Below are 23623 nucleotides of genomic sequence, written 5' to 3'. Positions count from 1 at the left end.
GGGAATCTTGATGGAAGAGTTAAAAACGATTGAGCAGTTTAACGAACTGAAACAGGAAGAACGCGTGGTGTTCATGTTCACCGCCGGCTGGTGCCCGGACTGCCACTTTGTCGATCCGTTCATGCCGATGATCGAGGCGGATTATCCTGAGTATACATTCGTCTCCGTGGACCGTGACAAATTCATCGATCTGTGCGGAGAGATGGATGTCTACGGAATCCCTAGTTTCGTAGCCTTCAGTGAAGGCGAAGAGACAGGCCGCTTCGTCAGCAAAGACCGCAAGACAAAAGAGGAGATCGAGTCCTTCCTGAACGGTCTCGCTTCCTAAACGATCATAAAACGCCTGCCGGGATGGCAGGCGTTTTTTATTGTCCAAAGACCCCGATTACCCTATAAGGTTATGGAAAACCCAGGTGTAATCTCAATCAGGGAACGTGTAATCTCAGTCAGGGAACGTGTAATCTGAGACAGAGAATATTTAATTTCGCTACAAGAATGGTAGATTGAGGCTGTCGACATATCGGATAGGCGGCATATCGTTAATAGTCCAAGGTCTCGATATTCCTTATATGGCGATTGTCGGATCTGCTGATACGGAAGAACAAACGCCTGCCGTCATGGCAGGCGTTTTTACATTTCATGTCTCCCTAGACTGCAATGCATTATTGCCCTGCCGTTTGAACATCCGGCTCCAGTGATGCCAGCCGTTCACGGATGCGGCGTTTGCGGTAAAGGATGGCACCGGCCTCGGCGAGTTCGGAAATGGTGTTCCGATTGGTGATGGCGCCGAATACGAGCCCTGCCACCGGAATCAGCTGGAACATTTTTTTCATCCCCCAGCGGTCACGGAACGACATGACGACTTCCCGCCATCCCTTCAGCTCGGAAACAATTTCGCGCCGGGCTTCTTCGTTCCCGCCGTCCAGGTAATCCATCTGTTTCAGGATGGCGTCCTTGCCATGGCTGTCGGATGTGACAAACTGCATCACCTTAACGATGAATAGCCGTTCCTTGGGGTCGGCAGGATCGAATCCGTAGCACATGGCAATGTCCTGGAGGGTCTTCAGCTGCAGTCCGAGCAGCACCGGAATGTCGAGCGACAGGGTAAAGATGCCGCCAAAGCCGGTCGATGCCCCCTGTACGGTCGCGATGTTCGTCCTGGTGCCGGCCACACGGTCCGCGGCCTCATCCATCGCGGAAACCGGCATCCGGCGTGCATCAGTGAGTGTGCGGACCTGCTCGTTATTGAAATAGTTGGCGACCGCTTTTTCCGAGCTCAGGTACCCCCCGCCAGTCTGGACGAACTTGCCCAGCTCGTCCAGCGCCTTGCCGACCTTGTCCCGGATGAAGTCAGGGGTCACCTTGTCCAGTAGGGCGAAGGGAATCCGGCCGATCCGGTCCCAGATTCTGATCTTTCCCTGGTCCTTTTCCCATTTGCGGATTTGTTCCAGTTTCTGTTCAAGCCATTGTCTTGATTCCATAAGCAGCAGCCTCCCGTACGGTTTGTCTGTTCTGTATACGTCTCCTATACCCTAAATGTTTCAACGGAAGCTGAAGCGGGGCTGGAATGGTTTGCCTGTGAGTGCCGTTCGGATACAATAGAACAGGAATCCAATCAGAAATCAGGTGTTGCCAATGAATCACGTAATCATCATAGGGGGAGGAATCCTGGGAGCTTCCGCCGCCTACCATCTTGCAAAGTCCGGTTATTCGGTCACCGTCATCGACCGCGGGGAGCCGGGTCAGGCGACGGGTGCCGCGGCAGGTATTATCTGTCCGTGGCTGTCACAGCGCAGAAACAAGGCCTGGTATGCGCTGGCCAAAGGGGGAGCGGCCTTTTATCCGGATCTGATCCGCTCCCTTGAACAGGACGGTGAGACGGAAACCGGATACCGCCGAGTCGGGGCGGTAAGTGTACATACGGACCCGGCAGTGCTCAATCTGGCGGAGGAAAGGGCCATCACCCGCAGAGAAGAGGCTCCGGAAATCGGAGAGATCATGCGGCTCAGCGAAGAGGAAACGCGGGAAATCGTCCCGATGCTTGGCGAGGGATTTGCTTCGGTCAGGATCAGCGGGGCTGCACGAGTCAACGGCGGCCAGCTCCGTGACGCCATGTTGTCGGCCGCCCAAAAACATGGAGCGTCGTTCGTCCTCGGTTCCGCAGTAGTTTCCGCTACAGACGGTAAAGTGAACGGAGCGGTTGTTGACGGAGAGCTCATCCGGGCGGATACGGTGATGGTGACAGGGGGAGCGTGGGCTGCAGAGGCGGTTGCGCCGCTGGGCCTGAAACTTGAAGTTCATGCCCAAAAAGCCCAGATCCTTCATCTGAGGCTTGAGGAAGAGCCAACGGGGGAATGGCCGGTCATCATGCCGCCGCGCCGCCACTATATTGTGCCGGCGGACGGCGGAAAGGTCATCGTGGGAACAACACACGAGGATGAACATGAATTTGAGATGACTCCGACTGCCGGGGCCATCCATGAAATGCTTGACAAGGCTTTTGTCACCGCTCCGGCTCTCAAGGAAGCGGTATTCGAGGAAGTAAACGTGGGCTACCGTCCGTTTACGGCGGACAATCTTCCCGTAGCCGGCAGGCTTGGCGGCATCGAGGGGCTATATTTCGCGAACGGGCTCGGCTCTTCGGGGCTGACTGTAGGTCCCTACCTCGGTGCCCAGCTTGCCAAGATGGCAACAGGGGAAACGCTGGACATCGATCCGGCATTGTATAGCCCGGACAAGACGATTTCAGGGGGATAAGGGGGAGAGACAATGGCGGCAACGGCTGCTTCGCTAAAACGGGCATCGGATCCCGTCTATCCGGTCATGTTCGCCATCGGCGGATGCCATCTTCTGAACGACGCCATTTCTGCGGTAGTACCTGCGATGTATCCGATCCTGCAGGCGGAAAACGGCTACAGTTACTTTCAGCTGGGCCTGATCACATTCGTGCTCCAGATGCTTTCATCGGTCATGCAGCCGGTTGTTGGCATTATCAGTGACAAAAAGCCGCGTCCTTGGATGCTTCCGGCGGCCATGGCGCTTGCATTTATTGGTGTTCTGCTGCTAGCCTTCTCGCCTGAGTACTGGATGCTTCTTGTCGCGGCAATGTTCCTCGGTCTGGGATCGGCGATTTTCCATCCGGAGGGTTCCCGGGTGGCCTTCCTTGCCGGCGGGGCAAAGCGCGGCATGTCGCAGTCGATCTTACAGGTCGGCGGGAACAGCGGCCAGGCCCTTGCTCCGGTCATCACGGCTCTGATCCTGATCCCGCTCGGACAGGCGGGGGCAGCATGGTTCCTGATCCTTGCCGCGGCAGGGGTTCTGATCCTGTCCCGTGTTGCTCGCTGGACAAGCGATCGGCTTAAGGAAGAAGATGCTGCAGCCAAAGGGAAGAAACGCCAGATTGCCGGCATCTCGGGACTGACACCGGGCAAGGTGAAAGCCGGAATTGCGCTTCTCCTGATTGTCATCTTTGTCCGGTCATTTTATGTGGTCAACATGCAGGGTTACTACGTCTTTCACCTGACCGGTGAATACGGCCTGACCGTCCGTCAGGCGCAGTACTTTATCTTCATGTTCCTGGCGCTGGGCGCAGCCGGTACGTTTTTCGGAGGGCCGTTCGCAGACCGGTATGGAAGAAAGCGGATCATTGCGGCTTCTGCCCTGATTCCGATACCGCTTGCCGTGGCCTTGCCGCATCTGCCGATCTGGCTTGTCGCGCCGGTGCTCGGCATCATCGGCTTTGTGCTGATGTCGAGTTTTTCGGTATCTGTCGTCTATGCCCAGGAACTTGTTCCGGGGAAGATCGGTACGATGGCCGGCCTGACCGTCGGATTTGCATTTGGCATGGGGGCGATTGCCTCCGTCGCAATTGGAGCATTCATGGACCTGGCGGGAGTCTATACGACGATGATCATCATCAGCCTCCTGCCGATCCTCGGGCTGGTCTCCCTGTACTTGCCGGATGAACGCCGGGCTGCACCTGCTTGAGGGAAAAAAGACGAACATTCGGATTTAGGGGAGTTACGGGATACCGAAGTGCCGAAAACGCTTCCTGTTTTCGGTGAATTCCGTATATTAATGTCCGGCTTGAAAACTTTCGTTACCGTGATATACTAAGCCCAATCAATATCAGACGCTCATATAATCGCAGGAATATGGCCTGCAAGTTTCTACCGGCCCGCCGTAAACGGGCCGACTATGAGAGGCAACGGAAATCAGAGATGGGGGACAACCCCGTCTTGTTTCTTTTCCACCGGAATCAGACCGGCGGTCATGCCCCTCCAGAGGGGATGACCGCCGGTTTTTTGGTTTCGTGCCAATGAGCGCCGTGGTAAAAAACGGGAGGAATCTCTTTGAAACAGCTTCACGACAAAATCACTTCGGAAGGCCGCGTCCTTTCGGAAGAAGTGCTGAAGGTGGACTCTTTCCTGAACCACCAGATCGACCCTATGCTCATGCAGGCGATCGGGGAAGAATTTGCAAGCCGGTTTGAAAACGAAGGGATCACCAAAATCCTGACGATTGAGTCGTCAGGCATCGCGCCGGCGGCAATGGCGGGGCTGACGATGGGGGTTCCGGTCGTCTTCGCAAGAAAGCGGGCATCCCTCACCCTCACGGAAGGGCTGATCAGTGCCGAGGTTAAATCGTTCACCAAACAGACGGTGAATACGATTTCTGTCTCGGGTGATTATGTAACCTCACAAGATACCCTCCTGATCATTGATGATTTCCTGGCAAACGGACAGGCTGCCCTTGGCCTTCTGGATATTGCAGGCCAGTCCGGGGCATCGGTTGCCGGAGTGGGAATCGTCATCGAAAAAGGCTTTCAGCAGGGCGGCAAGCTGCTTCGGGATCAGGGAGTCCGGGTTGAATCACTCGCCATTATCGACTCTCTGGCAGACGGGAAAGTCTCATTCCGTGGGGAGGCTGAGGTCCGATGAAACAAGGTATCCGTGAAACGACGCTTGGAATCCAGCATCTTCTGGCCATGTATGCAGGCGCAGTCCTGGTCCCCCTGATTGTGGGCGGGGCCATCGGGCTAAGCGCCGAACAGCTGACCTACCTCGTCGCGGTCGATATCTGCCTGAGCGGGGTGGCGACGCTCATGCAGCTCGCTTCCAACCGCTTCTTCGGAATCGGGCTGCCGATTGTGCTCGGCTGTACCTTCACAGCTGTCGGCCCGATGATCGCGATCAGCGGGGAATACGGGCTGTCGGCGCTTTATGGCTCCATCATCCTATCGGGACTGTTCGTTGTCCTTATCAGCCCGTTCTTCAGTATGCTAAGGAACTTCTTCCCGCCCATCGTCACCGGTACGGTCGTCACCATCATCGGGCTCACTTTGATCCCTGTTGCCATCAATAACATGGGTGGCGGAATGGGTTCGCCGGACTTCGGCTCTGCCGCAAACGTGTCACTTGCTTTTGCGACACTGCTGATCATTATTCTGATCTATAAATTTGCCACGGGCTTTATCCGGGCAATTTCGATCCTGCTCGGACTGGTGGCCGGTACGCTCATGGCATCTGCAATGGGCATGGTCAGCTTCAACAACGTCAGGGAAGCATCCATGTTCCATATGCTCGAGCCGTTTTATCTGGGTACACCGTCGATTGTTTGGCCTGCAGTCATCACGATGTGCCTTGTGAACATTGTCTCTCTTGTGGAGTCGACCGGTGTCTATTACGCACTGAGCGACATCACAGGAAAAAAGATTACCAGGAAAGACCTGTCCCGCGGTTATCGTGCCGAAGGGCTCGCAGTCATGCTGGGCGGCTTCTTTAACGCTTTCCCGTACACAGCCTTTTCTCAGAACGTCGGACTGGTCCAGATGACCGGAGTCAAGACACGCCGCGTCATCGTGATTACAGGGATCATGCTGATCGCGCTTGGCTTCCTGCCTAAGGTCGCTGCACTCACGACGATCATTCCAACTTCCGTATTGGGCGGCGCGATGCTCGCCATGTTCGGCATGGTCGCCACACAGGGCATCAAGATGCTGAGCAAGTGCATGGGCGAGTCTCAGGAAAACGCGCTGATTGTGGCGTGCTCGGTCGGCCTTGGTCTTGGCGTCTCCGTCGTTCCGGACCTGTTCACTGCCTTGCCGCAGGGCGTCCAGATCCTGACCAGCAACGGCATCGTGGCCGGGAGCTTCACCGCCATTGTGCTGAACATTGTCTTCAATATGCTACCCTCAAAGTCGGCAGTGCCAGCCAAAAAAGGCGCTGCTGCCGTGAAGGAGAGCGCGCAAGAAGCTTCATAATGATGAAAGAAACCGCACTGTCATTGTGGCAGTGCGGTTTTGCGATTCAGGCATTACACTCCGCTATCTCATTAATCAACTAAAGGAATTCAGAACTTCCATACAAAGCGGTGCTGATAAAATAGATGACGTTCAAGAGGGAGGGGATCTGATTTGAAGAAAATCAGGCAAGCTGTATTCAATGATTATCTGCTGATCCTCTTCGGATCGGCGCTGGTCGGTCTAAGCTACAATCTGTTTCTGCTTCCGGCGAGGCTGGCCGCCGGAGGAGTATCCGGAATCAGCACCATTATATATGAAATTTATGGACTAAATCCTGCTTATGTCCAATGGCTGATCAACATCCCGCTGTTTATCCTCGCGGTGATTCTTGCAGGGAAAGAGTTCAGCATGAAGTCATTGGTCGGTACCTTATTTGTCCCGTTCACCATCTGGGTGACGGGCGGTTTCGACCTTGGTGTGGAGAATCCATTGTTGTCTTCCATCTACGGCGGTATCCTGCTCGGTGTCGGGCTTGGCATCGTCTACCGGGGCAACGGCTCCACCGGCGGGACAGCATTGGTTGCGCAGATTCTGAAGAAGTTCACAGGGGTTTCAAGCGGATTTGCCCAGCTGATCGTGGACGGAGCGGTGGTCCTGACCTCGGCATTCGTTTTTGATTTTGAACTTGCGCTGTTTGCGCTCATGTCCATCTATGTAACCAGCAAAGTCATTGACTTCGTCCAGCTCAGAACTTCTCCTCAGAAACTCGTTCTGATCATCACCGAGAGGGAGGAAGAAGTGAGGGCGATCATCCGTGACGAAATCGACCGCGGGCTTACGAAGGTGCGGGTGACCGGCGGGCATTCCAATCGGGAGCGCACGATGATCCTCTGTGTCGCCGAACAGTCTGAAGCGGTGTATCTGAAAAAGATGCTTAATGAAAAAGAACCTGCATCGTTTGTCATTTTTGTGAACGCGTCCGAAATTATGGGCCACGGTTTTTCAAAGGAACGGATCTACGAGTAAATTCGCCAGAATGGCTTTCTGCAAGGGATCCGGACCACCGCTTTTCCTGTTTATGGAGGGCGGAGGAGGGGAATGATGTAGTTGCCGTACTTTCCGATGGTTTGCACAATTTCGGAAATGAATTAGTAGGACATTAAGCATTTACAATGGTATAGCCTATTTGATATTTTTAATAACGACAACGTCTGAAGTCAGACAACACTAATCGATCCGCCTTCCACCCGCGACGGCCGGATTTGAAATGATAGGGGATTAGTCATGAACATTTTGTGGGGCCTGTTGGGTATGGCCGTTGTTCTCGGTATTGCTTTTCTGCTGTCAACCGGGAAAAAGTCGATCAACCCTCGGACAATCATAGGCGGACTTGCACTTCAGCTGCTGTTTGCATTTATCGTCCTTAAGTCGGAGATCGGCCGGAAAGTGCTGTTGAAGGTGACCGAAGCGGTCAACAATGTGATCGGCTACGCCGGGGAAGGGATTTCGTTCCTGTTCGGGCCGCTCGCTGACGGCAACGGAGAGGTGGGCTTCATCTTCGCCTTCCAGGTACTGACCATCATCATCTTCTTCTCGTCTCTGATTTCAGTTCTTTACTACCTTGGCATCATGCAGTGGATCATCAAACTGCTCGGCGGCGGACTTTCAAAGCTGCTTGGGACGAGCAAGACGGAGTCCACTTCGGCAGCAGCGAATATCTTCGTCGGGCAGACGGAAGCGCCGCTCGTGGTCCGGCCTTTCCTGAAGAACATGACCAATTCGGAACTTTTCGCGGTCATGACCGGCGGACTGGCTTCCGTAGCCGGTTCCACACTTGCGGGATACGCACTTCTCGGTGTGCCACTTGAGTACTTGATCGCAGCAAGCTTCATGGCTGCTCCGGCAGGCCTGATCATGGCGAAAATCATCATTCCGGAAAAAGAAAAGCCGAAAGATGATGAATTCGTCATGGAGAAAGATACCGGTGCGACCAACGTCATCGATGCTGCAGCAAAAGGGGCAGGAGACGGGTTGTCACTGGCGCTGAATGTCGGCGCGATGCTTCTTGCATTCATCGCACTCATCGCACTGCTGAACGGTCTTCTTGGCGGAATCGGATCTTGGTTTGGCGCCGAAGACCTCACGATTCAGAGCATTCTCGGCTTGGTATTCTCGCCACTGGCGTTCGCCATCGGCGTTCCATGGCAGGAAGCAATGCAGGCAGGCAGCTTCATCGGTCAAAAGCTTGTGCTGAACGAGTTTGTTGCGTATACATCGTTTGCGCCTCAGATCGCTGAGCTTTCCGACAAGACAGTCATGGTTGTCAGCTTCGCACTCTGCGGATTTGCCAACCTGAGCTCGCTTGCCATCCTTCTCGGCGGTCTTGGCGGCATGGCTCCTGAGCGCCGCCCGGACATTGCGCGCATGGGAATGCGTGCCGTTGCCGCAGGGATGCTTGCATCGCTGCTTAGCGCATCGATCGCCGGCATGTTCATATAATCAATAGACATTGGAAAAGGGATGCGTCCGCAGAAGCGGAGCATCCCTTTTTTAGTGGCAATGTTCAGTTGAAGCCAATCGTTTTCCGTTTTTCTCCCCCGTTTTGCTCAGGGGGTTCTTTGCCGCGGTATGAATCCACTCACATGCTAACCCAAGCAACGCAATCCCTACCTGCTATTGCGTCCTTGCGGCCCTATAGCCGCGCCAGCGTGAATGAGTGTCCTCCGCATCATGCGAATGGACGCCAGTTCAAACCGATTCCGTTCAAGATGAAGCATCACAAGACATCATATTACCAGATGTAGGATGGAAAGTCAAGATGAAGGTTTCAGATCAATTGCTGCTCGGCATACTCCCTGTAAACCGGATGGGAATCGAATAATTCCTGGTGGGTACCGATTCCGGTCACTTGTCCGCCTTCGATAAAAATGATGCGATCCGCATCTACGATCGTGGACAGGCGGTGGGCGATGGCAAACGTTGTGCGCCCGGTCATAAGGCGCTGTAGGGCTTCCTGTACAATACCTTCCGAATGACTGTCCAGACTTGCGGTGGCCTCGTCCATCATGAGGATTTTCGGATCCCGGAGAAATGCCCGTGCAATCGCGATGCGCTGTCGCTGCCCGCCGGATAGCCGGATACCCCGCTCACCGATTTCGGTATCGAGACCGGACGGGAAACTTCTGATAAATTCTGAAGCAAACGCCATATCGGCTGCCAGCCAGATTTTCTCCTCGGGGATGTCATCCTGTTCGATTCCGTAGAGAAGATTATCCCGGATCGTCCCTGACATCATCGCACTTTCCTGCGGAACATAGCCGATCTGTCTCCGCCAATTCTCAAGTGACAGGGCAGTTATCGGAGTATCTCCGATACGGATCATTCCGCTGTCGGGTTCGTAAAAGCGTTCCAGCAACGCAAACATCGTGGATTTTCCGCCGCCGCTCGGACCGGCGAATGCAATCATTTCACCGGGATTTGCCCGGAAGGAGATGCCGTTCAGAACAAGTTCACCGGGTGAGTAGGAGAAGCTGACGTTTTCCGCTGTGATCGGAAGGCCCGCCACATCCACGGCATCACCCTGTTGTCCCGGCTCCGGATCCAGGTTGAGGATCTGAATAATCCGTTCTGTCGCCCCTTTGGCTTTCTGCAGCTGGGTAAAGAACATGGCAAATGTCGTGACCGGGAAAACAATCTGGAACAGATAGAGAAGAAAGGCGACCAGCGTACCTGTGGACATCGATCCTTCCGCGACCCGCACCCCGCCATAGACGATGATGAATGCAATGACCGCCCACATGATGAGTCCCATCAGAGGACCGATCACTGCGTTGATGCGGGCTTCCCTGAGCCCAAACTCAAACAGCCTGAGAATCCCGGCCGTGCCTCTTTTCTCCTCATCTCCCTCGGCATTCGAGGCTTTCATCAGACGGATTTCACTGATGGTCTCCTGGATGCTTCCGCTGAAGGCGGCAGTCTCATCCTGCATTCCCCGGGAAATTTTGGCCATCCGCCGGCCGAGGGGAATCATGAGTGCCATCGTGACCGGAATCGAGATCAGCATGACAAGGGTCATCTGCCAGTCGAGGACATTTTCCCGCGTAGGTCTGCCACCACCTTCTGCCCGGTGTAACCGAGGAGATAGGTGGCCACCCCGTCGATGGCGGTCTGGATGAGGAATGCGGCGACAATCGCTGCAATCAGCAGAGGACTGAGTGATTCAAGGGAGAACCCGTCCACCAGTTCTTTTGTCAGAAGCGGGATCACAAGACCGACAACGGTCGTGATCAGAAAACCGGCGATGCCGAAGCAGAATGCCGCCTTAGGGATGCCTGTGGTGCGGATCAGGCGTATGAACGGCTTTAGGCCATGATCCTGCTTTTCCGTGTTTATTGATGCCATGTGCAGGCTCCTTTCATATATATTCTTTTTACGAACGGGATTGCAGAAAAGATTCATGCCAGCCAATGAACAGCCGCATTCAGTGTTTTCCGCCTTCTGAAGATCTTCCTTTTTTTATGGTATACTGTTAAGCATTGTGAGTTTCTGGCCATTTACCGGAGAACGGGTAGGATTATAAATGATTGGCGCTGAGGGAATTTCAGCCCGGATGATCAACAAAATGAGCAGGAAGAGTCAAGTCTGAATACTTGTCGGATCTTCCTGCTTCATATAGGATAAAAAAAGAATTTCAACGGAATGGGGCAATATACCATGAAACAATCGATCTACGGATTGACCTTCGAACAGCTTCAGCAGTGGATGGCTGACCACGGCCAGCAGAAGTTCCGTGCTGCGCAGGTATGGGACTGGCTGTACAAAAAGCGGGTCAAGTCGTTCGATGAAATGAAAAACGTCAACAAGGAATGCCGGGCCGTTCTAGACGAAGCATTTACCATCCGGACAATGGACATCGCCGTCAAGCAGGAGTCCAATGACGGAACGGTCAAGTTCCTGTTCCGCCTTGCGGATGGAAACCTGATCGAAACTGTTCTGATGCATTTCAGCTACGGACAATCGGTTTGTGTGACGACCCAGGTCGGCTGCAACATCGGCTGCAGTTTCTGCGCGAGCGGGCTGTTGCGTAAGAGCCGTGACCTGAACGCCGGCGAGATCGTCGAACAGATCATGAATGTCCAGGAGCACCTTGACGTGCTCGGAAAAGGCGAGCGGGTTTCCAACATCGTCGTCATGGGCATCGGGGAGCCGTTCGACAACTACGATAACCTGATGAACTTCCTCCGTGTCGTGAACGACGGGAACGGGCTCGGCATTGGAGCGCGCCACATCACCGTTTCGACAAGCGGCCTCGTGAAGGGCATCCGCAAGTTTGCCGACGAAGATCTTCAGGTCAACCTTGCGCTTTCGATCCATGCACCGAACAATGAGCTCCGCACGAAAATCATGAAGATCAACAAAGCGTTCCCTCTGGAGCAGGTCATGGATGCCATCGACTACTTCCTGTCCAAGAAAAACCGGCGCATCACGTTCGAATACATCCTTCTTAGTGACGTAAACGACCATGTCGAGGAAGCTCAGCAGCTGGCCAAACTTCTACAGAACAAAAAGCACCTGAGCTATGTCAACCTGATTCCGTACAATCCGGTTGAAGAGCATGACCGCTACAGCCGCAGCACCCCTGAGGCAATCGCCGCCTTTGAAAAGACACTCAAGTCCAAGGGCATCCATTGCGGTGTGCGCCTTGAGCAGGGCACCGACATCGATGCCGCTTGCGGGCAGCTACGCAGTAAGCAAATCAAAAAAGACGTCTCCTGACGGTAACGGCACGGAATTCATTTTCCGTGCTTTTTTCTTTGCCCGGATTCCGGTATCGTTGAAGGAAAGGGGGAGCTTCCAATGAAAGATGAAAACCTAATATTCCGTCCTGCCGTGCGTTCCGACCTTGAGGGGATCGTCGGCATGCTGGCAGACGACAATCTGGGCCGGACACGGGAAAACCCGGAATTGCCGCTTGAGCGTTCTTACGAAGAGGCGTTCCGCGCCATTCATGAGGATCCGAATAATGAGCTGATCGTGGCCGAAGCGGATGGTAAGTTGGCAGGAGTCCTGCAGCTCACCTTTCTTCCTTCCATCACATACAGGGGAAGCTGGCGGGCGATGATTGAAGGCGTCAGGACGGCATCCACCATGAGGGGAAGAGGAATCGGCAGGGAACTGATCCTCCATTCCATCCGACTTGCTGAGGAAAAGGGCTGCAGGCTGATCCAGCTGACCACAGACAAAAGCCGGCCGGATGCCATCCGGTTCTATGAAAGCCTCGGATTCAGTCCGACACATGAGGGCATGAAACTGCGTCTGGATAAGGGGGACGGGAAGGAATGAAATCGGTTTTCGCTTTTGAAACCCCAGGGGAAGGGGCCGCTTACGAAACGACCGTCAAACGGCTTATGATGCGGCTCGGCTCCTACGAAGCGTTTCTCCGCAATGCGTTCGGCCTTACGGAAGTGCCGAAGGCCGTAGTGTGGACGAGCGGGGAGCTTGCGCGGGATGTGTTCGGGAATGTTCCGATTCCGGCCTATACCCGGGAGAATCTGATTTTCATGTGCCCGGATCAGGAGGAATGGAAGCAGATCATGTTCGAACAGATGGACGGAGAGGACCTTCCTGAGGTGAGGTCGTTCTATGAATCGGTCGGCGAAGCGCAGCTGCTGGATATCCTCGCCCATGAACTGACCCATCATCTGGACCTGTTCCCCGACGATTTTGAGGATGAGCGCACGGATGCGATCTGGTTTGAGGAAGGCATGTGCTTTTACCTGCCGCGCCGGCATCTGCTTGGCGATCCATACTTCGGTCAAGTCAGAGCAACTGAGCGGGCACTATACGATGCTTTGAGGAACCGTTACGGAAAACATTCACTTGATGATTTCGGAGCGGCTTCCTATGAGGGTACCCTGCCTTCGATCATGTTTGATTACTGGCGCAGCTTTCTCGCGGTATGTGAATTGGTGGAACGGGAGAACGGCAGTGCACATGCGGTGTTCAAGAAGTACAACAGCTGGCATGAAGGGGGAAGGGAACTTCCGCTAACCGAATACTTCGAAATAGAAGTCTGATTGAACTGAAGATTCCGACTATAATAGATTCTGTCATAACCCGAACCGCGGCACATATGTATATATAGGCTGCGGTTCTATTTCTTGGTGCGCGGCAAAATAATTTCCACCAAAGAAGAGATAGAAGTTGAAATGTTCCGTGCTTTCTGACAATATAGAATTGCAGGTAGAAAGCGCATACAAGAATGGGAGGAATGAACAAATGGTAGAAGTGATCAAGTCCCGAGTTTATGCGAAGCCGAACACGGAAGGTGCGAAAGTCAACTTCCGGGAGAAGTACGACAACTATATCGGAGGCCAGTGGGTGCCGCCGGCAAAAGGTGAGTACTTCGACAACATTACCCCGGTGACGGGCCAGGTGTTCACGAAAGTGGCGCGATCCACGGAAGAGGACATCGAGAAGGCCCTTGATGCTGCACATGCCGCCAAGGATGCATGGGGCAAGACTTCAGTCCAGGAACGATCCAGGATCCTCCTGAAAATCGCGGACCGCATGGAAGAAAACATTGAAAAGCTGGCAGTCGCGGAAACATGGGACAACGGCAAGGCCATCCGTGAGCCGCTGAACGCAGACATTCCGCTGGCCATCGATCATTTCCGTTACTTCGCGGGCGCACTGCGCTCCCAGGAAGGCGGCATCAGCCAGATCGATGAACATACGGTCGCCTACCATTTCCATGAGCCGCTCGGCGTGGTCGGCCAGATCATTCCATGGAACTTCCCGATCCTCATGGCAGTCTGGAAGCTCGCTCCGGCACTTGCTGCAGGAAACTGTGTTGTCCTGAAGCCGGCCGAGCAGACTCCTGCGTCGATCATGGTGCTGGTCGAGCTGATCGAAGATCTGCTTCCTGCGGGCGTGATCAACGTCGTCAACGGATTTGGCCTTGAAGCAGGCAAGCCGCTTGCGTCCAATCCGCGCATCAGCAAGATCGCGTTCACCGGCGAGACGACGACCGGCCGCCTGATCATGCAGTATGCATCCCAGAACCTTATTCCGGTCACGCTCGAGCTGGGCGGCAAGTCGCCGAACATCTTCTTTGAAGACGTGTTTGAAGAAGACGATGCCTTCCTCGACAAGGCGGTCGAAGGGTTTGTCATGTTCGCTCTCAACCAGGGCGAAGTGTGCACATGCCCATCACGCGCGCTGATCCAGGAATCCATCTATGACAAATTTATCGAGCGCGCCATCAAACGCGTCGAGGCGATCAAGACCGGCAACCCGCTGGACCCGGATGTCATGATGGGTGCACAGGCATCCAACGAGCAGTTGGAGAAGATCCTCTCCTACCTGAAGATCGGCAAGGAAGAAGGCGCGGAATGCCTCACAGGCGGAGAGCGCAACCAGCTCGAGGGCGACCTGGAGGAAGGCTACTACGTCAAGCCGACGGTCTTCAAGGGCGACAACAAGATGCGCATCTTCCAGGAGGAGATCTTCGGACCTGTCGTGGCGGTCACGACGTTCAAGGACGCCGAAGAGGCGCTTGAAATCGCGAACGACACGCTCTACGGCCTCGGTGCGGCTGTCTGGTCCCGTGACACGAACACCGCCTACAAGATGGGCAGAAGCATCCAGGCCGGCCGTGTCTGGACGAACTGCTACCACGTCTATCCGGCACACGCGGCATTCGGCGGATACAAAATGTCCGGCATCGGCCGCGAAACACACCAGATGATGCTCTCGCACTACCAGCAGACGAAGAACCTCCTCGTCAGCTACGACGAGAACAAACAGGGCTTCTTCTGATCTGATCCGGAAGGAGGGTCTCGAATGGTCGAACGCGTCACCGCAACGGCTGAAGCGATCGAACTGATCCGGAAACTACAGAAAAAGCACGGACCGGTCATGTTCCACCAGTCCGGAGGCTGCTGCGACGGATCGTCCCCGATGTGCTACCCCGAAGGCGACCTGCTGATCGGCAGCCAGGATGTCCTCCTCGGCGAAATCGGCGGTGCCAAGTTCTACATGAACAAAAACCAGTATGACTACTGGAAGCACACCCAGGTCATCATCGATGTCGTCGACGGCCGGGGCGGCATGTTCTCCCTGGAAGGGGTGGAGGGGAAGCGATTCCTTTCGCGCTCCCGCGCCTTTACGAAAGATGAGACTGAAGCGCTCGGTATTTAAAAGTGACACCCGCCATTAATGAATGGCGGGTGTTTTTGTGTTTGGATTGGGGACATATTGTGTCAGTTTAATAACAGGATGCGTAAGGCGAGTACGTCCGATGCTCAAAAAGAAGAAGGATGTCATGAGGATATCCTAGTATTCAGCCACCGGTTAGTTATCAAGCACGAGACGCAACATCCGGGTGAGAATAATTTTCATTTGAAGACCGAAATGTCCAGTGGGTGTGCACGGAATATAGAGCTTCAGCATTTCTTCTAGATGTGGAGTGACGATGATTCACCCAGGCGCACTGCATTTGTTATGCGTAGGACGCTGTATGACATCACGCTTCTTATCATCGGCCAGAGGAAGGAATGAAATGTCGGGTCGAGAGGAGGGAGGAGAAGGCATGAACTTGTAGAAAGACGAGATCGCCGACTGAATTGTAAAAGACGGGAAATTAAAAAAAGGTGGAAGGGCAGCCGCACGGATTTGGCAAACAGACCGTAACCTGGCAGCAAGGGAAGCCCTCGCATGTTGAAGTGAACTATAGCGAAAAAGTGGATTGACGTTATCGGACAAGCCGAGACCCGATCGAACCTCTGGGGAGGGGTTTCGAACGGCGTCTTTTCGATTGGGGGGGATATACATGGGCGAATTGACATTTGATGGTCGTGAGAAGCTTGAAATTGATATAATGGACCTACCAGCGAACTGTGTTGCGGTTATTTCGCAGGGAGACAAAGGTCCGTGAACTGCCGGAGTTTGGGGAATACAAGATTGTTACGATAAGCGAAAGCGGCGGGAAGAGGGGGAGGAATTCTGAAGAAATTGCTCGATAAGTTGTTTGAAATTCTACAAGTAGCTAGAAAACCTCTTAAACATGCTGTTTTATTTTTGGCGACTTATGAACTTCTGGTCGCCATACTACCGGCTAAATACAATGGATTAATTGCAGGATTTGGAGCATGGGCACTTATTGTCTATTTAGCGATTGGTGGTCTATGGGGTGCGAGTAAAGTATCCGCTATAACCGAGAAACGGACACTTGAAAATGATTATGGGAACAAGCACAAAAATCTTTATTATTGGTTAAGTGATCCTGATTGGGAAAAGTCCACTATATATGGATGGCTAAAGGAAGAAAAAGATATTAGTTTAACCGAAAATCTTGTCAGTATTAAAAAAACTATTATCAAGAATGTTGGTGAAGATATCAACGATTACTACTTACTAAAGGGTTACTTAGAATTTCATGCAAAGAATAATATACTAAATAATTTCCAGAAAGTAATAGGAGTAATTATACTTGGTGGCATTAGTGGTTTTGTAACGCAAATAGGAATTCTTGAAAATCTATTCAATTTTTCTGTGGTAAAACAACCAAATAGTATTGAAGTAGTTGAGAATATTATACAAGTTGCTAGTGTCACATTAATTTTTACAGTTACGTTTCTATCTATAAAGCATGAGTTTACAAAAGATAAGAGGAAAATGGATTTATTAATTACTATTGTGAATGTCATTATTAAAGAAAGAGAAGTTGAAAATAAAAATTAATGCTTTGTATTCTAGTCAACGCTAGGGAGGTTTATATTTGCGGCGGGAAGAGGGAGAAGAGTTTTGAATGTCAAAGGCATTTATATTGTTTTTGTATTCATTCTATTTTCTTGTGTTGGCAATATGGGTCCTCAAAAAGAAACATGGACTTGGGATAACCCTTGGAGAATAAAGTAAACACATGGAGCGCCTAATTGGGCGTTATCTTCATTTAAAGGTTTTCCTCTCCCTTTGCAGAAACAATAAATATCGAAGGGGGAAATGGTCTTGAACTGGGATTTACTAATTGGTTTAATCATTGGACTTTCAGGCTCTATATTGGGTTTAGCGGGTACCATTTGGACAAACAAACAGAATCATGATCACGAAATCGAAATGGCAAAATTAAGTCAGACTGAAGAAATGAAGAGGTTTGTATTAGACAATTCATTTAAAGAGTATGAGTTCCGAACGAATCTTGGAGAGAGACTTGCCAAAAATTCCGGAAAGGATTTGAGCGTATATCCATATGACATGTATTTAGTTTCATATTCGAAGATTGCAGACTATTTACAGATTGAGCAACCTTCTATAGAAGACTTGGAGAAACTAATACAGCAAATTCTTGAAATACAGAGCTTGTATGAAGGTTACAATCACCACCGGGACTTAACGCCACCACATTGAATAACCATAGTTAGTTGCGCCCTGGCTGTATAGCTCATTGAGCTGCTGCCGGTGCTCCAGATTTGCATTGGTCGACGGTGGTGTCGTGAAGTCGACATATAGCAACGGAAGTTCTACGCAGACACCAATGTTGCGGGACGCTGAACTGGGCGGACAGAAGGTTCTCGTTTTCCGACGAATAATGGATATAAAGCCAGGATGTCCTCCTCGGCGAAATCGGCGGTGCCAAGTTCTACATGAACAAAATCCAGTATGACTACTGGAAGCACACCCAGGTCATCATCGACGTCGTCCACGGACGGGGCGGCATGTTCTCCCCGGAAGGGGTGGAGGGGAAGCGATTCCTCTCGCGTTCCCGCGCCTTTACGAAAGATGAGACCGAAGCGCTCGATATTTAAAAGTGAAACCCGCCATTAATGGATGGCGGGTGTTTTCGTGTTTGGGTATTGCTCTTCTTGACAGTTTGAAATTGATATAATGAAACTATCTGCGAACTGATTTAAGACTAGGCGGTGACTACAATCAGTTACTCAACAGCACATTGGCTAGTGGGGATATTAGCAACAATCGCTTTCGGGACAATTGCAACTGTGTTCTTATTGGACACAAATGGAGGTGTGCCTCCCATCTTAGTTGCTTTTTTTAAACCTATTGTTCTGATTACCTTGTTTCCAGTTGCATTGCTCATCTTTGGTCTATTGATCGCGAAGGGAAAGAAGGAAGAAAAGATTTCTACTAAGAGTCTCGGTCGATCAGCCCTTATTATAGCTGCCATTTTTACATTTCGATGGATGACAGGATACTTCGATTAAAACGAACGGTCATGTAGTAATGATTAAAGCATGAACCGATGAACACCATACCAGCGTTTTTGGGTTAGTAGCGAGCCAAGCCAAATATAGGCGCTTTTCAAGCATAGATCCTTCGGGGTGCTTTTTTTATATCACACAAAGGATCGCCTTATGGGGTTGGTGATGTAAGTGAAACACACAGAAACAAATACGCTTTGCATTTAAGCGTATTCGTCAGGTGAATGAGCGATATACGGTTCAACCTGAAAAATCTTGCTAACGTACGTACATCTGTTCTACCATGAAGAATAAGAGAGGTGATTCCATGGCGGAACATATTTTTAAATTGAAAGCGGATTGGCCGGGTCTCCGGAACGATGTCGGTGTCATCGAATCGGGCAATCTGAAGACGAAGATTTCCATCCCTCCGGAAATGGATGGCCCGGGAGTCGGGACGAATCCGGATGAGATGCTGCTTGGGGCGGCGGCGACCTGTTATATCATCACGCTTGCTGCCATGCTGGAGCGTTCCGGCATCGAAAAGGAGTCGCTGATAATGGATTCCGAGGCGACCGTGGACGTGACAAATGGGGTCTTTACCTATAAGAGGATTGTTCACAAACCTAGGCTGGTGCTTGCTGCGGGGACTGACGAGAAGAAGCTTTCCCTTGCCAGGCGCCTTACGGAAAAGGCGGAGACGTCCTGCATGATCAGCCGGGCCATCAAAGGGAATGTCGAGATTGGTCTCGAGGCTGAAGTCCTGCGGTCCGGAGAATCTGACTGAGCCGGAAAACCGGTCCTGTGCGACAGGCCTTAGATGGTCTATAATCATATGAATAGAAAAGACTCGGATGAAAAGGTGGGAAAAAGATGAAATTCTTCCATACGGCCGACTGGCATCTGGGCAAGATCGTCCAGGGGGTGCATATGACGGAGGATCAGCGCCATGTCCTTGAGCAGCTGACCGAAGCCGCACGGACGGAACAGCCGGATGCGATCATCATTGCGGGTGATCTGTACGACCGGGCTGTTCCGCCGACCGACGCAGTACGCCTGCTCGATGATGCCCTCTCGGAAATCGTGCTCGGTCTCGGAATTCCGGTCATCGCGGTATCGGGCAACCATGACAGCCCTAACCGCCTTCATTTCGGCAGCGGCTTTATGAAGGAAAAAGGGTTTCATATGACCGGTATCCTCGAACCGGATGCCGCTCCGGTCATTCTGGAAGACGAGCATGGTGAAGTTCATTTCCACTGTGTGCCGTTTGCCGACCCATCGGTCGTTCGTGCGCTATATGAAGATGATACGGTTACGAACCATGATGAGGCGATGCGTTGCCTGCTGGAACGCCGCTGCGGGGATCTCGATCAGGCAGCCCGCCATGTGATGATCGGACATGCCTTCGTGACACCCGGCGCGGAGCCTGAGGAGAACACAAGCACATCCGAACGCCCGCTGTCTGTCGGCGGGGCGGAGTATGTAGATGCGGGGCGCTTCGGCAAGTTCCATTACACTGCACTCGGCCACCTTCATCGTGCCCATTCTGTCGGAAGCCCGGTCGTCCGCTACTCCGGATCCCCCCTGAAGTATTCGATTTCCGAGGAGACCCACAACAAGGGCTTTCTTTGCGTGGAACTGGACGGCGAGGGGCAGGTATCTGTCGAACACCGTCCGCTGAACCCCCGGCGTGACATGAGGACGGTGGAGGGGACGCTGGCAGAGATTCTTGAGATGCCGCATTCGGAAGACTATGTGTTCGTCCGGCTGCTCGATGAGACACCTGTTCTGTATCCGATGGAGCGGATCCGGTCCGTCTTCCCGAACGCCCTTCATGTATCCCGTGTGATGCCTGTCCGTCCTGACAGAACGGACATACCGGGCAGACGGACGGAAGAGATGGATGATGCCGCCATGTTCCGGGCATTCCACAAGGAAATCACCGGCAGTGCGCCTGATGAGGAGACCGAAGAGCTCTTCCGGAGCGTGCTGGATGAGCTGCTGGCGGATGAGCGCGAGACAATGAAGGAGGCGGTGAAACGATGAAGCCGCTGATGCTGAAGATGACGGCGTTCGGACCGTATAAGGAATGCGAAACGATCGACTTTAGGGAACTGGGGGACCGGGGGCTGTTTGCCATCTCGGGTCCGACCGGTTCCGGGAAAACCTCGATTTTCGATGCCATCTGCTACGCCCTGTACGGCAAGGCGAGCGGTGAAGAACGTGAAGACCGGAGCCTCCGTTCCGACTTTGCGGACGACCAAGTACATACGGAAGTCGAACTCTGGTTTGAATCGGCTGGAGATACGTACCGGATCATGCGCCGCATGCCCCATGTGAAGGCCGGAAACAAAAGCGCGACCGGTGACCGGATCGAGCTGTTCAAGGTCGACGGGGAATCGGAAAAGCCGGTAACGGACCGACAGATGACGACCGAGGTGAACGCGAAGGTGGCCGAGCTGATCGGATTCAGCCACGACCAGTTCAGCCAGATCGTCATGCTGCCGCAGGGTGAGTTCCGGAAACTGCTCACTTCCGATACGGAAAACAAAGAAAAGATCTTCCGGAAGATTTTCCGCACGAAGAAATACAAAGACATGGAAGCCGTCCTGAAAGAGCGGAAGTCTTCCGTTGAGGCGGATTGGAAGGAAGCATCAGGCCGGATTGCCTGGCAGGCCAGGCATCTGCTGGACACGCTGCCAGACCTCAGTGAAGAACTGGCCGCCAGCCTTTCCGATGAACACCCGAACGCAGGGAAAGTGATCGAGGGGCTATTCGGTGAACAGGAGCGCCGGCTCACCGAGACGGACCGGCTGACAAAAGAAGCGGAACAGCTGGAGGCCGGTCTCACGGAAGCCAACCGGCGGCTGACGAATGCTCAAGAGCTGAACAGCCGGCTGGAAGAGTGGGAAGAGAAGAAGCGGCAATTATCCGCTCTGAATAGCCGCCTCCGGGAAATGGAGGAAAAACGCCGAGCCGTCAATCTTGCACGCCTCGCAGCGAGGATCCGTCCCGCTGAAGAAAAAATGTCGGATGCGGAGCGGGAACGAAAACAGGCGAAAAAGTCTGTGGAGCAGGCAGAGCTAGCGCTTTCCGCGGCAAAGGAATCAGAAAAAGAAGCCGCCTCACGGGCGCTGCAGATCAGAGAACAAGAACCGCAGATCGACGCCAAACGACGGGCAGCGGAGCGTCTTGAGGAAGCACGGCCGCGCCTAGATGAGCGTGATCAGGCACTGCGTGAACTGGCCATTGCACAGACCGGACAAAAGAGGTTGTCGGAAGAGATGGAGTCCCTCCGCACGGGCGCCGCAAAGCTCCGTGAAAGACAGGAAACCCTTCGCCAAGAAATCTCGGCCCTTGAAGAAGCCCTTGCCGGAACAGATGAACTCCATGAACAGCTCACGGCAGTTGAGCGCGACTGCGAATTTCTGGAGGAACATCTCCGACTCCTGGAGATTGTCAGAAAAGCTGGGCACGATGCAGAGCGTGACGAGCGCCGGAAGGATGAAGCGGAATCGGTGCTGCAAGGGCTGAAACAGCAGCTCCGGGACAGCCAGGCGGCATCACTTGCTGCTCATCTTCATGATGGATCACCCTGCCCGGTATGCGGCAGCACCGAACATCCTACGCCGGCTGATACAGCAGACGGCCCGGATGCCGAGGAGCTTGAAGCGGCCGAATCGGCATTTCTTAATGCGCAGTCAATTGCGATCCGCTCGGCAAGCACCCTCAAGCTTCAGAACGAACAGCTGGAGCAATCTGCAGGCCGTCTGGCAGGACGCGGTCTGAAAGCAGCCGGTGCCGCCAACATCCTGGCAGGCAGAAAGGAAGAAGCAGAGCGGCTGCGTGGTGAAATTTCCACTGCTAAGTCACGCCGAAACCGCCTTTCGTCACTGCGGAAGGATGAGGAAACCCTTCGGGAAAAGGCGGAAGAAGTTGCAGGCAGGCTGACACGGCATACAGAGGAGCTGGCGGGCACGGCAAGCCGGATTGCCTCCCTTGAAGCGACAATCAGCGGCCTGGAGCGATGGATTCCGGAAGGCTACGATGATGTCCGATCACTTGATGAGGCTCTGACAGAGCTCCGCGACATGATCGGAAGGCATGAACGCATGAAGGAAAAGCTGGAAACAGCCGCTACAGAAGCGGCTGACAAACGGAAGGCGGCGGAACAGTCGTTGACTTTCGCTGTCAATCAAGGTGAAAAAGCGGAGAGCCAGCTCCGGGAGGCAGAAGCCGCCTTCCGGGAAAAGCTTGCCGCCTCCACCTTCAGCTCTGCGGAAGCCTATCATGCGGCGCTCATGCCTGATCATCTGGCGGATGAGGCAGAAGAAGCCATCCGTGCGTTCGAGAATGACCTCCATGCCGTGAAGGTGAGGGAAAGCGAACTTGCCGCTTCTCTGGAGGGAAGTGAGAGGGCGGACCTGGAACAGCTCAGGCAGCTTGCCGAAGAAGCAAAGATTTCATATGACCTGGCACAGGAACGTCTCATCCATTCCCGAAATACATTGAACACGGTCAAAAAAGGTATTGCCTCCATGAGGGAAGCGGCAACCGACGCGGAAGCGCTAGAGAAAAAGCTCGGCAAGGTGGCCGGCCTCCATGACCTCGTGCGTGGCCAGAACGCCGATAAGCTGTCATTTGAGCGTTACTTTCAGATCGAATACCTGGAGCGGATCCTGCTCGCTGCAAACGAACGGCTGAAGGAACTATCAAATGGTCAGTTCGAACTGTTACGGAGCGACCGGCAGGAAGCCCGCGGGCGACAGAGCGGCCTGGGTATTGATGTGTATGATGCGTACACAGGACAGGCAAGGGATGTCCGGACACTTTCCGGCGGCGAGAAGTTCAATGCATCGCTATCCCTCGCCCTTGGAATGGCGGATGTCATCCAAGGCTTTGGCGGGAACATCCGTGTCGACACAATGTTCATCGACGAAGGGTTCGGATCACTCGATCCGGAGTCGTTGCAGAAGGCGATCGAAGCGCTTGTCGGACTGCAGCGGAACGGCAGGGTCGTCGGTGTGATCTCCCATGTCGAGGAACTCAAGTCCGCTATGCCCGCGGTCCTCAAAGTCACCAAATCCAAGGCGGGCCACAGCTCGACCGAATTTGTATTGAAGTGAAGAGGAGCCTTCATCTGCACTGTGCGGATGAAGGCTTCTTTTTTGTTTGGCTATGC

Annotated in this window: 18 protein-coding genes, 2 pseudogenes and 1 riboswitch; of the genes and pseudogenes, 18 read left to right on the top strand and 2 right to left on the bottom strand. The window is 53.2% G+C overall.

All coding sequences use genetic code 11. The annotated features are described in order from the left end of the window. Positions 1-10: 10 nt before the first annotated feature. Complete coding sequence (locus AV656_RS03040) at positions 11-328, top strand: thioredoxin family protein (RefSeq protein WP_063178672.1); 318 nt, start codon at positions 11-13, stop codon at positions 326-328. Between the two features lie 334 nt (positions 329-662). On the opposite strand, the gene AV656_RS03035 is transcribed toward AV656_RS03040, so the two are convergent. After that, the gene (locus tag AV656_RS03035; RefSeq protein ID WP_231877228.1) at positions 663-1487 is read right to left on the bottom strand and encodes an EcsC family protein; all 825 of its coding nucleotides are present in this window, start codon (positions 1485-1487) and stop codon (positions 663-665) included. Positions 1488-1635: 148 nt separating this feature from the next. Between AV656_RS03035 and AV656_RS03030 the strand changes: the two genes are divergently transcribed. The 6 genes from AV656_RS03030 to AV656_RS03005 all read left to right on the top strand — a co-directional run bounded on the left by AV656_RS03030 (position 1636) and on the right by AV656_RS03005 (position 8743). Continuing rightward, positions 1636-2757, top strand: coding sequence for an NAD(P)/FAD-dependent oxidoreductase (locus AV656_RS03030; RefSeq protein ID WP_063178668.1), 1122 nt, complete (start codon positions 1636-1638; stop codon positions 2755-2757). A 12-nt stretch (positions 2758-2769) separates the two neighbouring features. Continuing rightward, positions 2770-3987 (top strand): MFS transporter, encoded by a 1218-nt coding sequence (locus AV656_RS03025; protein WP_063178666.1) that lies wholly within the window; start codon positions 2770-2772, stop codon positions 3985-3987. Positions 3988-4116: 129 nt separating this feature from the next. Continuing rightward, positions 4117-4218, top strand: a riboswitch (purine riboswitch). 134 nt (positions 4219-4352) lie between these two features. Further along, the gene (locus tag AV656_RS03020) at positions 4353-4940 is read left to right on the top strand and encodes a xanthine phosphoribosyltransferase (RefSeq protein ID WP_063178664.1); all 588 of its coding nucleotides are present in this window, start codon (positions 4353-4355) and stop codon (positions 4938-4940) included. Beyond that, positions 4937-6262 (top strand): nucleobase:cation symporter-2 family protein, encoded by a 1326-nt coding sequence (locus AV656_RS03015; RefSeq protein ID WP_156484782.1) that lies wholly within the window; start codon positions 4937-4939, stop codon positions 6260-6262. The genes AV656_RS03020 and AV656_RS03015 overlap by 4 nt, the downstream gene beginning before the upstream one ends. A gap of 153 nt (positions 6263-6415) precedes the next feature. Continuing rightward, a complete protein-coding gene (locus AV656_RS03010) occupies positions 6416-7270 on the top strand; it encodes a YitT family protein (protein WP_063178662.1) in 855 nt (284 codons plus the stop codon). 258 nt (positions 7271-7528) lie between these two features. Further along, positions 7529-8743: a NupC/NupG family nucleoside CNT transporter gene (locus AV656_RS03005; protein WP_063178660.1), complete on the top strand. Its 1215-nt coding sequence runs from the start codon at positions 7529-7531 to the stop codon at positions 8741-8743. Between the two features lie 328 nt (positions 8744-9071). Here the strand turns inward: AV656_RS03005 and AV656_RS03000 are convergent. Then, positions 9072-10645 (bottom strand): annotated as a pseudogene (locus tag AV656_RS03000) (ABC transporter ATP-binding protein). A gap of 312 nt (positions 10646-10957) precedes the next feature. Between AV656_RS03000 and rlmN the strand changes: the two are divergent. The 11 genes and pseudogenes from rlmN to AV656_RS02940 all read left to right on the top strand — a co-directional run bounded on the left by rlmN (position 10958) and on the right by AV656_RS02940 (position 23567). Further along, the gene (gene rlmN, locus AV656_RS02995) at positions 10958-12019 is read left to right on the top strand and encodes a 23S rRNA (adenine(2503)-C(2))-methyltransferase RlmN (protein WP_063178658.1); all 1062 of its coding nucleotides are present in this window, start codon (positions 10958-10960) and stop codon (positions 12017-12019) included. 81 nt (positions 12020-12100) lie between these two features. Further along, a complete protein-coding gene (locus AV656_RS02990; RefSeq protein ID WP_063178656.1) occupies positions 12101-12586 on the top strand; it encodes a GNAT family N-acetyltransferase in 486 nt (161 codons plus the stop codon). After that, on the top strand, positions 12583-13320 hold the full coding sequence (locus AV656_RS02985) for a hypothetical protein (RefSeq protein ID WP_063178653.1): 738 nt from the start codon (positions 12583-12585) through the stop codon (positions 13318-13320). Before AV656_RS02990 ends, AV656_RS02985 begins: the two co-directional genes overlap by 4 nt. 202 nt (positions 13321-13522) lie before the next feature. Further along, a complete protein-coding gene (adh, locus tag AV656_RS02980) occupies positions 13523-15064 on the top strand; it encodes an aldehyde dehydrogenase (RefSeq protein WP_063178651.1) in 1542 nt (513 codons plus the stop codon). A gap of 24 nt (positions 15065-15088) precedes the next feature. Next, entirely contained in the window at positions 15089-15445 is a 357-nt protein-coding gene (locus AV656_RS02975) for a DUF779 domain-containing protein (RefSeq protein ID WP_063178649.1), read from the top strand. 813 nt (positions 15446-16258) lie between these two features. Further along, complete coding sequence (locus AV656_RS02970; protein WP_063178647.1) at positions 16259-16987, top strand: hypothetical protein; 729 nt, start codon at positions 16259-16261, stop codon at positions 16985-16987. Positions 16988-17254: 267 nt separating this feature from the next. Then, positions 17255-17653 (top strand): hypothetical protein, encoded by a 399-nt coding sequence (locus tag AV656_RS02965; RefSeq protein WP_063178645.1) that lies wholly within the window; start codon positions 17255-17257, stop codon positions 17651-17653. A gap of 194 nt (positions 17654-17847) precedes the next feature. After that, positions 17848-18051, top strand: a pseudogene (locus tag AV656_RS02960) (DUF779 domain-containing protein); the annotation flags it as partial. A 718-nt stretch (positions 18052-18769) separates the two neighbouring features. Further along, on the top strand, positions 18770-19228 hold the full coding sequence (locus tag AV656_RS02950) for an OsmC family protein (RefSeq protein ID WP_063178640.1): 459 nt from the start codon (positions 18770-18772) through the stop codon (positions 19226-19228). An 86-nt stretch (positions 19229-19314) separates the two neighbouring features. Continuing rightward, complete coding sequence (locus AV656_RS02945) at positions 19315-20487, top strand: exonuclease SbcCD subunit D (RefSeq protein ID WP_063178638.1); 1173 nt, start codon at positions 19315-19317, stop codon at positions 20485-20487. Beyond that, positions 20484-23567, top strand: a complete 3084-nt coding sequence (locus AV656_RS02940; RefSeq protein ID WP_063178636.1) for an AAA family ATPase — start codon at positions 20484-20486, stop codon at positions 23565-23567. Before AV656_RS02945 ends, AV656_RS02940 begins: the two co-directional genes overlap by 4 nt. Positions 23568-23623 lie beyond the last annotated feature (56 nt).

The sequence above is a fragment of the Bhargavaea cecembensis genome (assembly GCF_001619585.1).
GTDB lineage: Bacteria > Bacillota > Bacilli > Bacillales_A > Planococcaceae > Bhargavaea > Bhargavaea cecembensis_A.
Note: the sequence above shows the minus strand (reverse complement) of the source record. Positions and strands in the feature narration are given on the sequence as shown.

Bases quoted from the DNA above. Each gene is read 5' to 3' on its own strand.
- AV656_RS03015 (WP_156484782.1), top strand. From the start codon at position 4,937: ATGAAACAAGGTATCCGTGAAACGACGCTTGGAATCCAGCATCTTCTG.
- AV656_RS02945 (WP_063178638.1), top strand. From the start codon at position 19,315: ATGAAATTCTTCCATACGGCCGACTGGCATCTGGGCAAGATCGTCCAG.
- AV656_RS03040 (WP_063178672.1), top strand. From the start codon at position 11: ATGGAAGAGTTAAAAACGATTGAGCAGTTTAACGAACTGAAACAGGAA.
- AV656_RS03005 (WP_063178660.1), top strand. From the start codon at position 7,529: ATGAACATTTTGTGGGGCCTGTTGGGTATGGCCGTTGTTCTCGGTATT.
- rlmN (WP_063178658.1), top strand. From the start codon at position 10,958: ATGAAACAATCGATCTACGGATTGACCTTCGAACAGCTTCAGCAGTGG.
- AV656_RS03030 (WP_063178668.1), top strand. From the start codon at position 1,636: ATGAATCACGTAATCATCATAGGGGGAGGAATCCTGGGAGCTTCCGCC.
- AV656_RS02990 (WP_063178656.1), top strand. From the start codon at position 12,101: ATGAAAGATGAAAACCTAATATTCCGTCCTGCCGTGCGTTCCGACCTT.
- AV656_RS02950 (WP_063178640.1), top strand. From the start codon at position 18,770: ATGGCGGAACATATTTTTAAATTGAAAGCGGATTGGCCGGGTCTCCGG.
- AV656_RS02975 (WP_063178649.1), top strand. From the start codon at position 15,089: ATGGTCGAACGCGTCACCGCAACGGCTGAAGCGATCGAACTGATCCGG.
- AV656_RS02985 (WP_063178653.1), top strand. From the start codon at position 12,583: ATGAAATCGGTTTTCGCTTTTGAAACCCCAGGGGAAGGGGCCGCTTAC.
- AV656_RS03025 (WP_063178666.1), top strand. From the start codon at position 2,770: ATGGCGGCAACGGCTGCTTCGCTAAAACGGGCATCGGATCCCGTCTAT.
- AV656_RS02940 (WP_063178636.1), top strand. From the start codon at position 20,484: ATGAAGCCGCTGATGCTGAAGATGACGGCGTTCGGACCGTATAAGGAA.
- adh (WP_063178651.1), top strand. From the start codon at position 13,523: ATGGTAGAAGTGATCAAGTCCCGAGTTTATGCGAAGCCGAACACGGAA.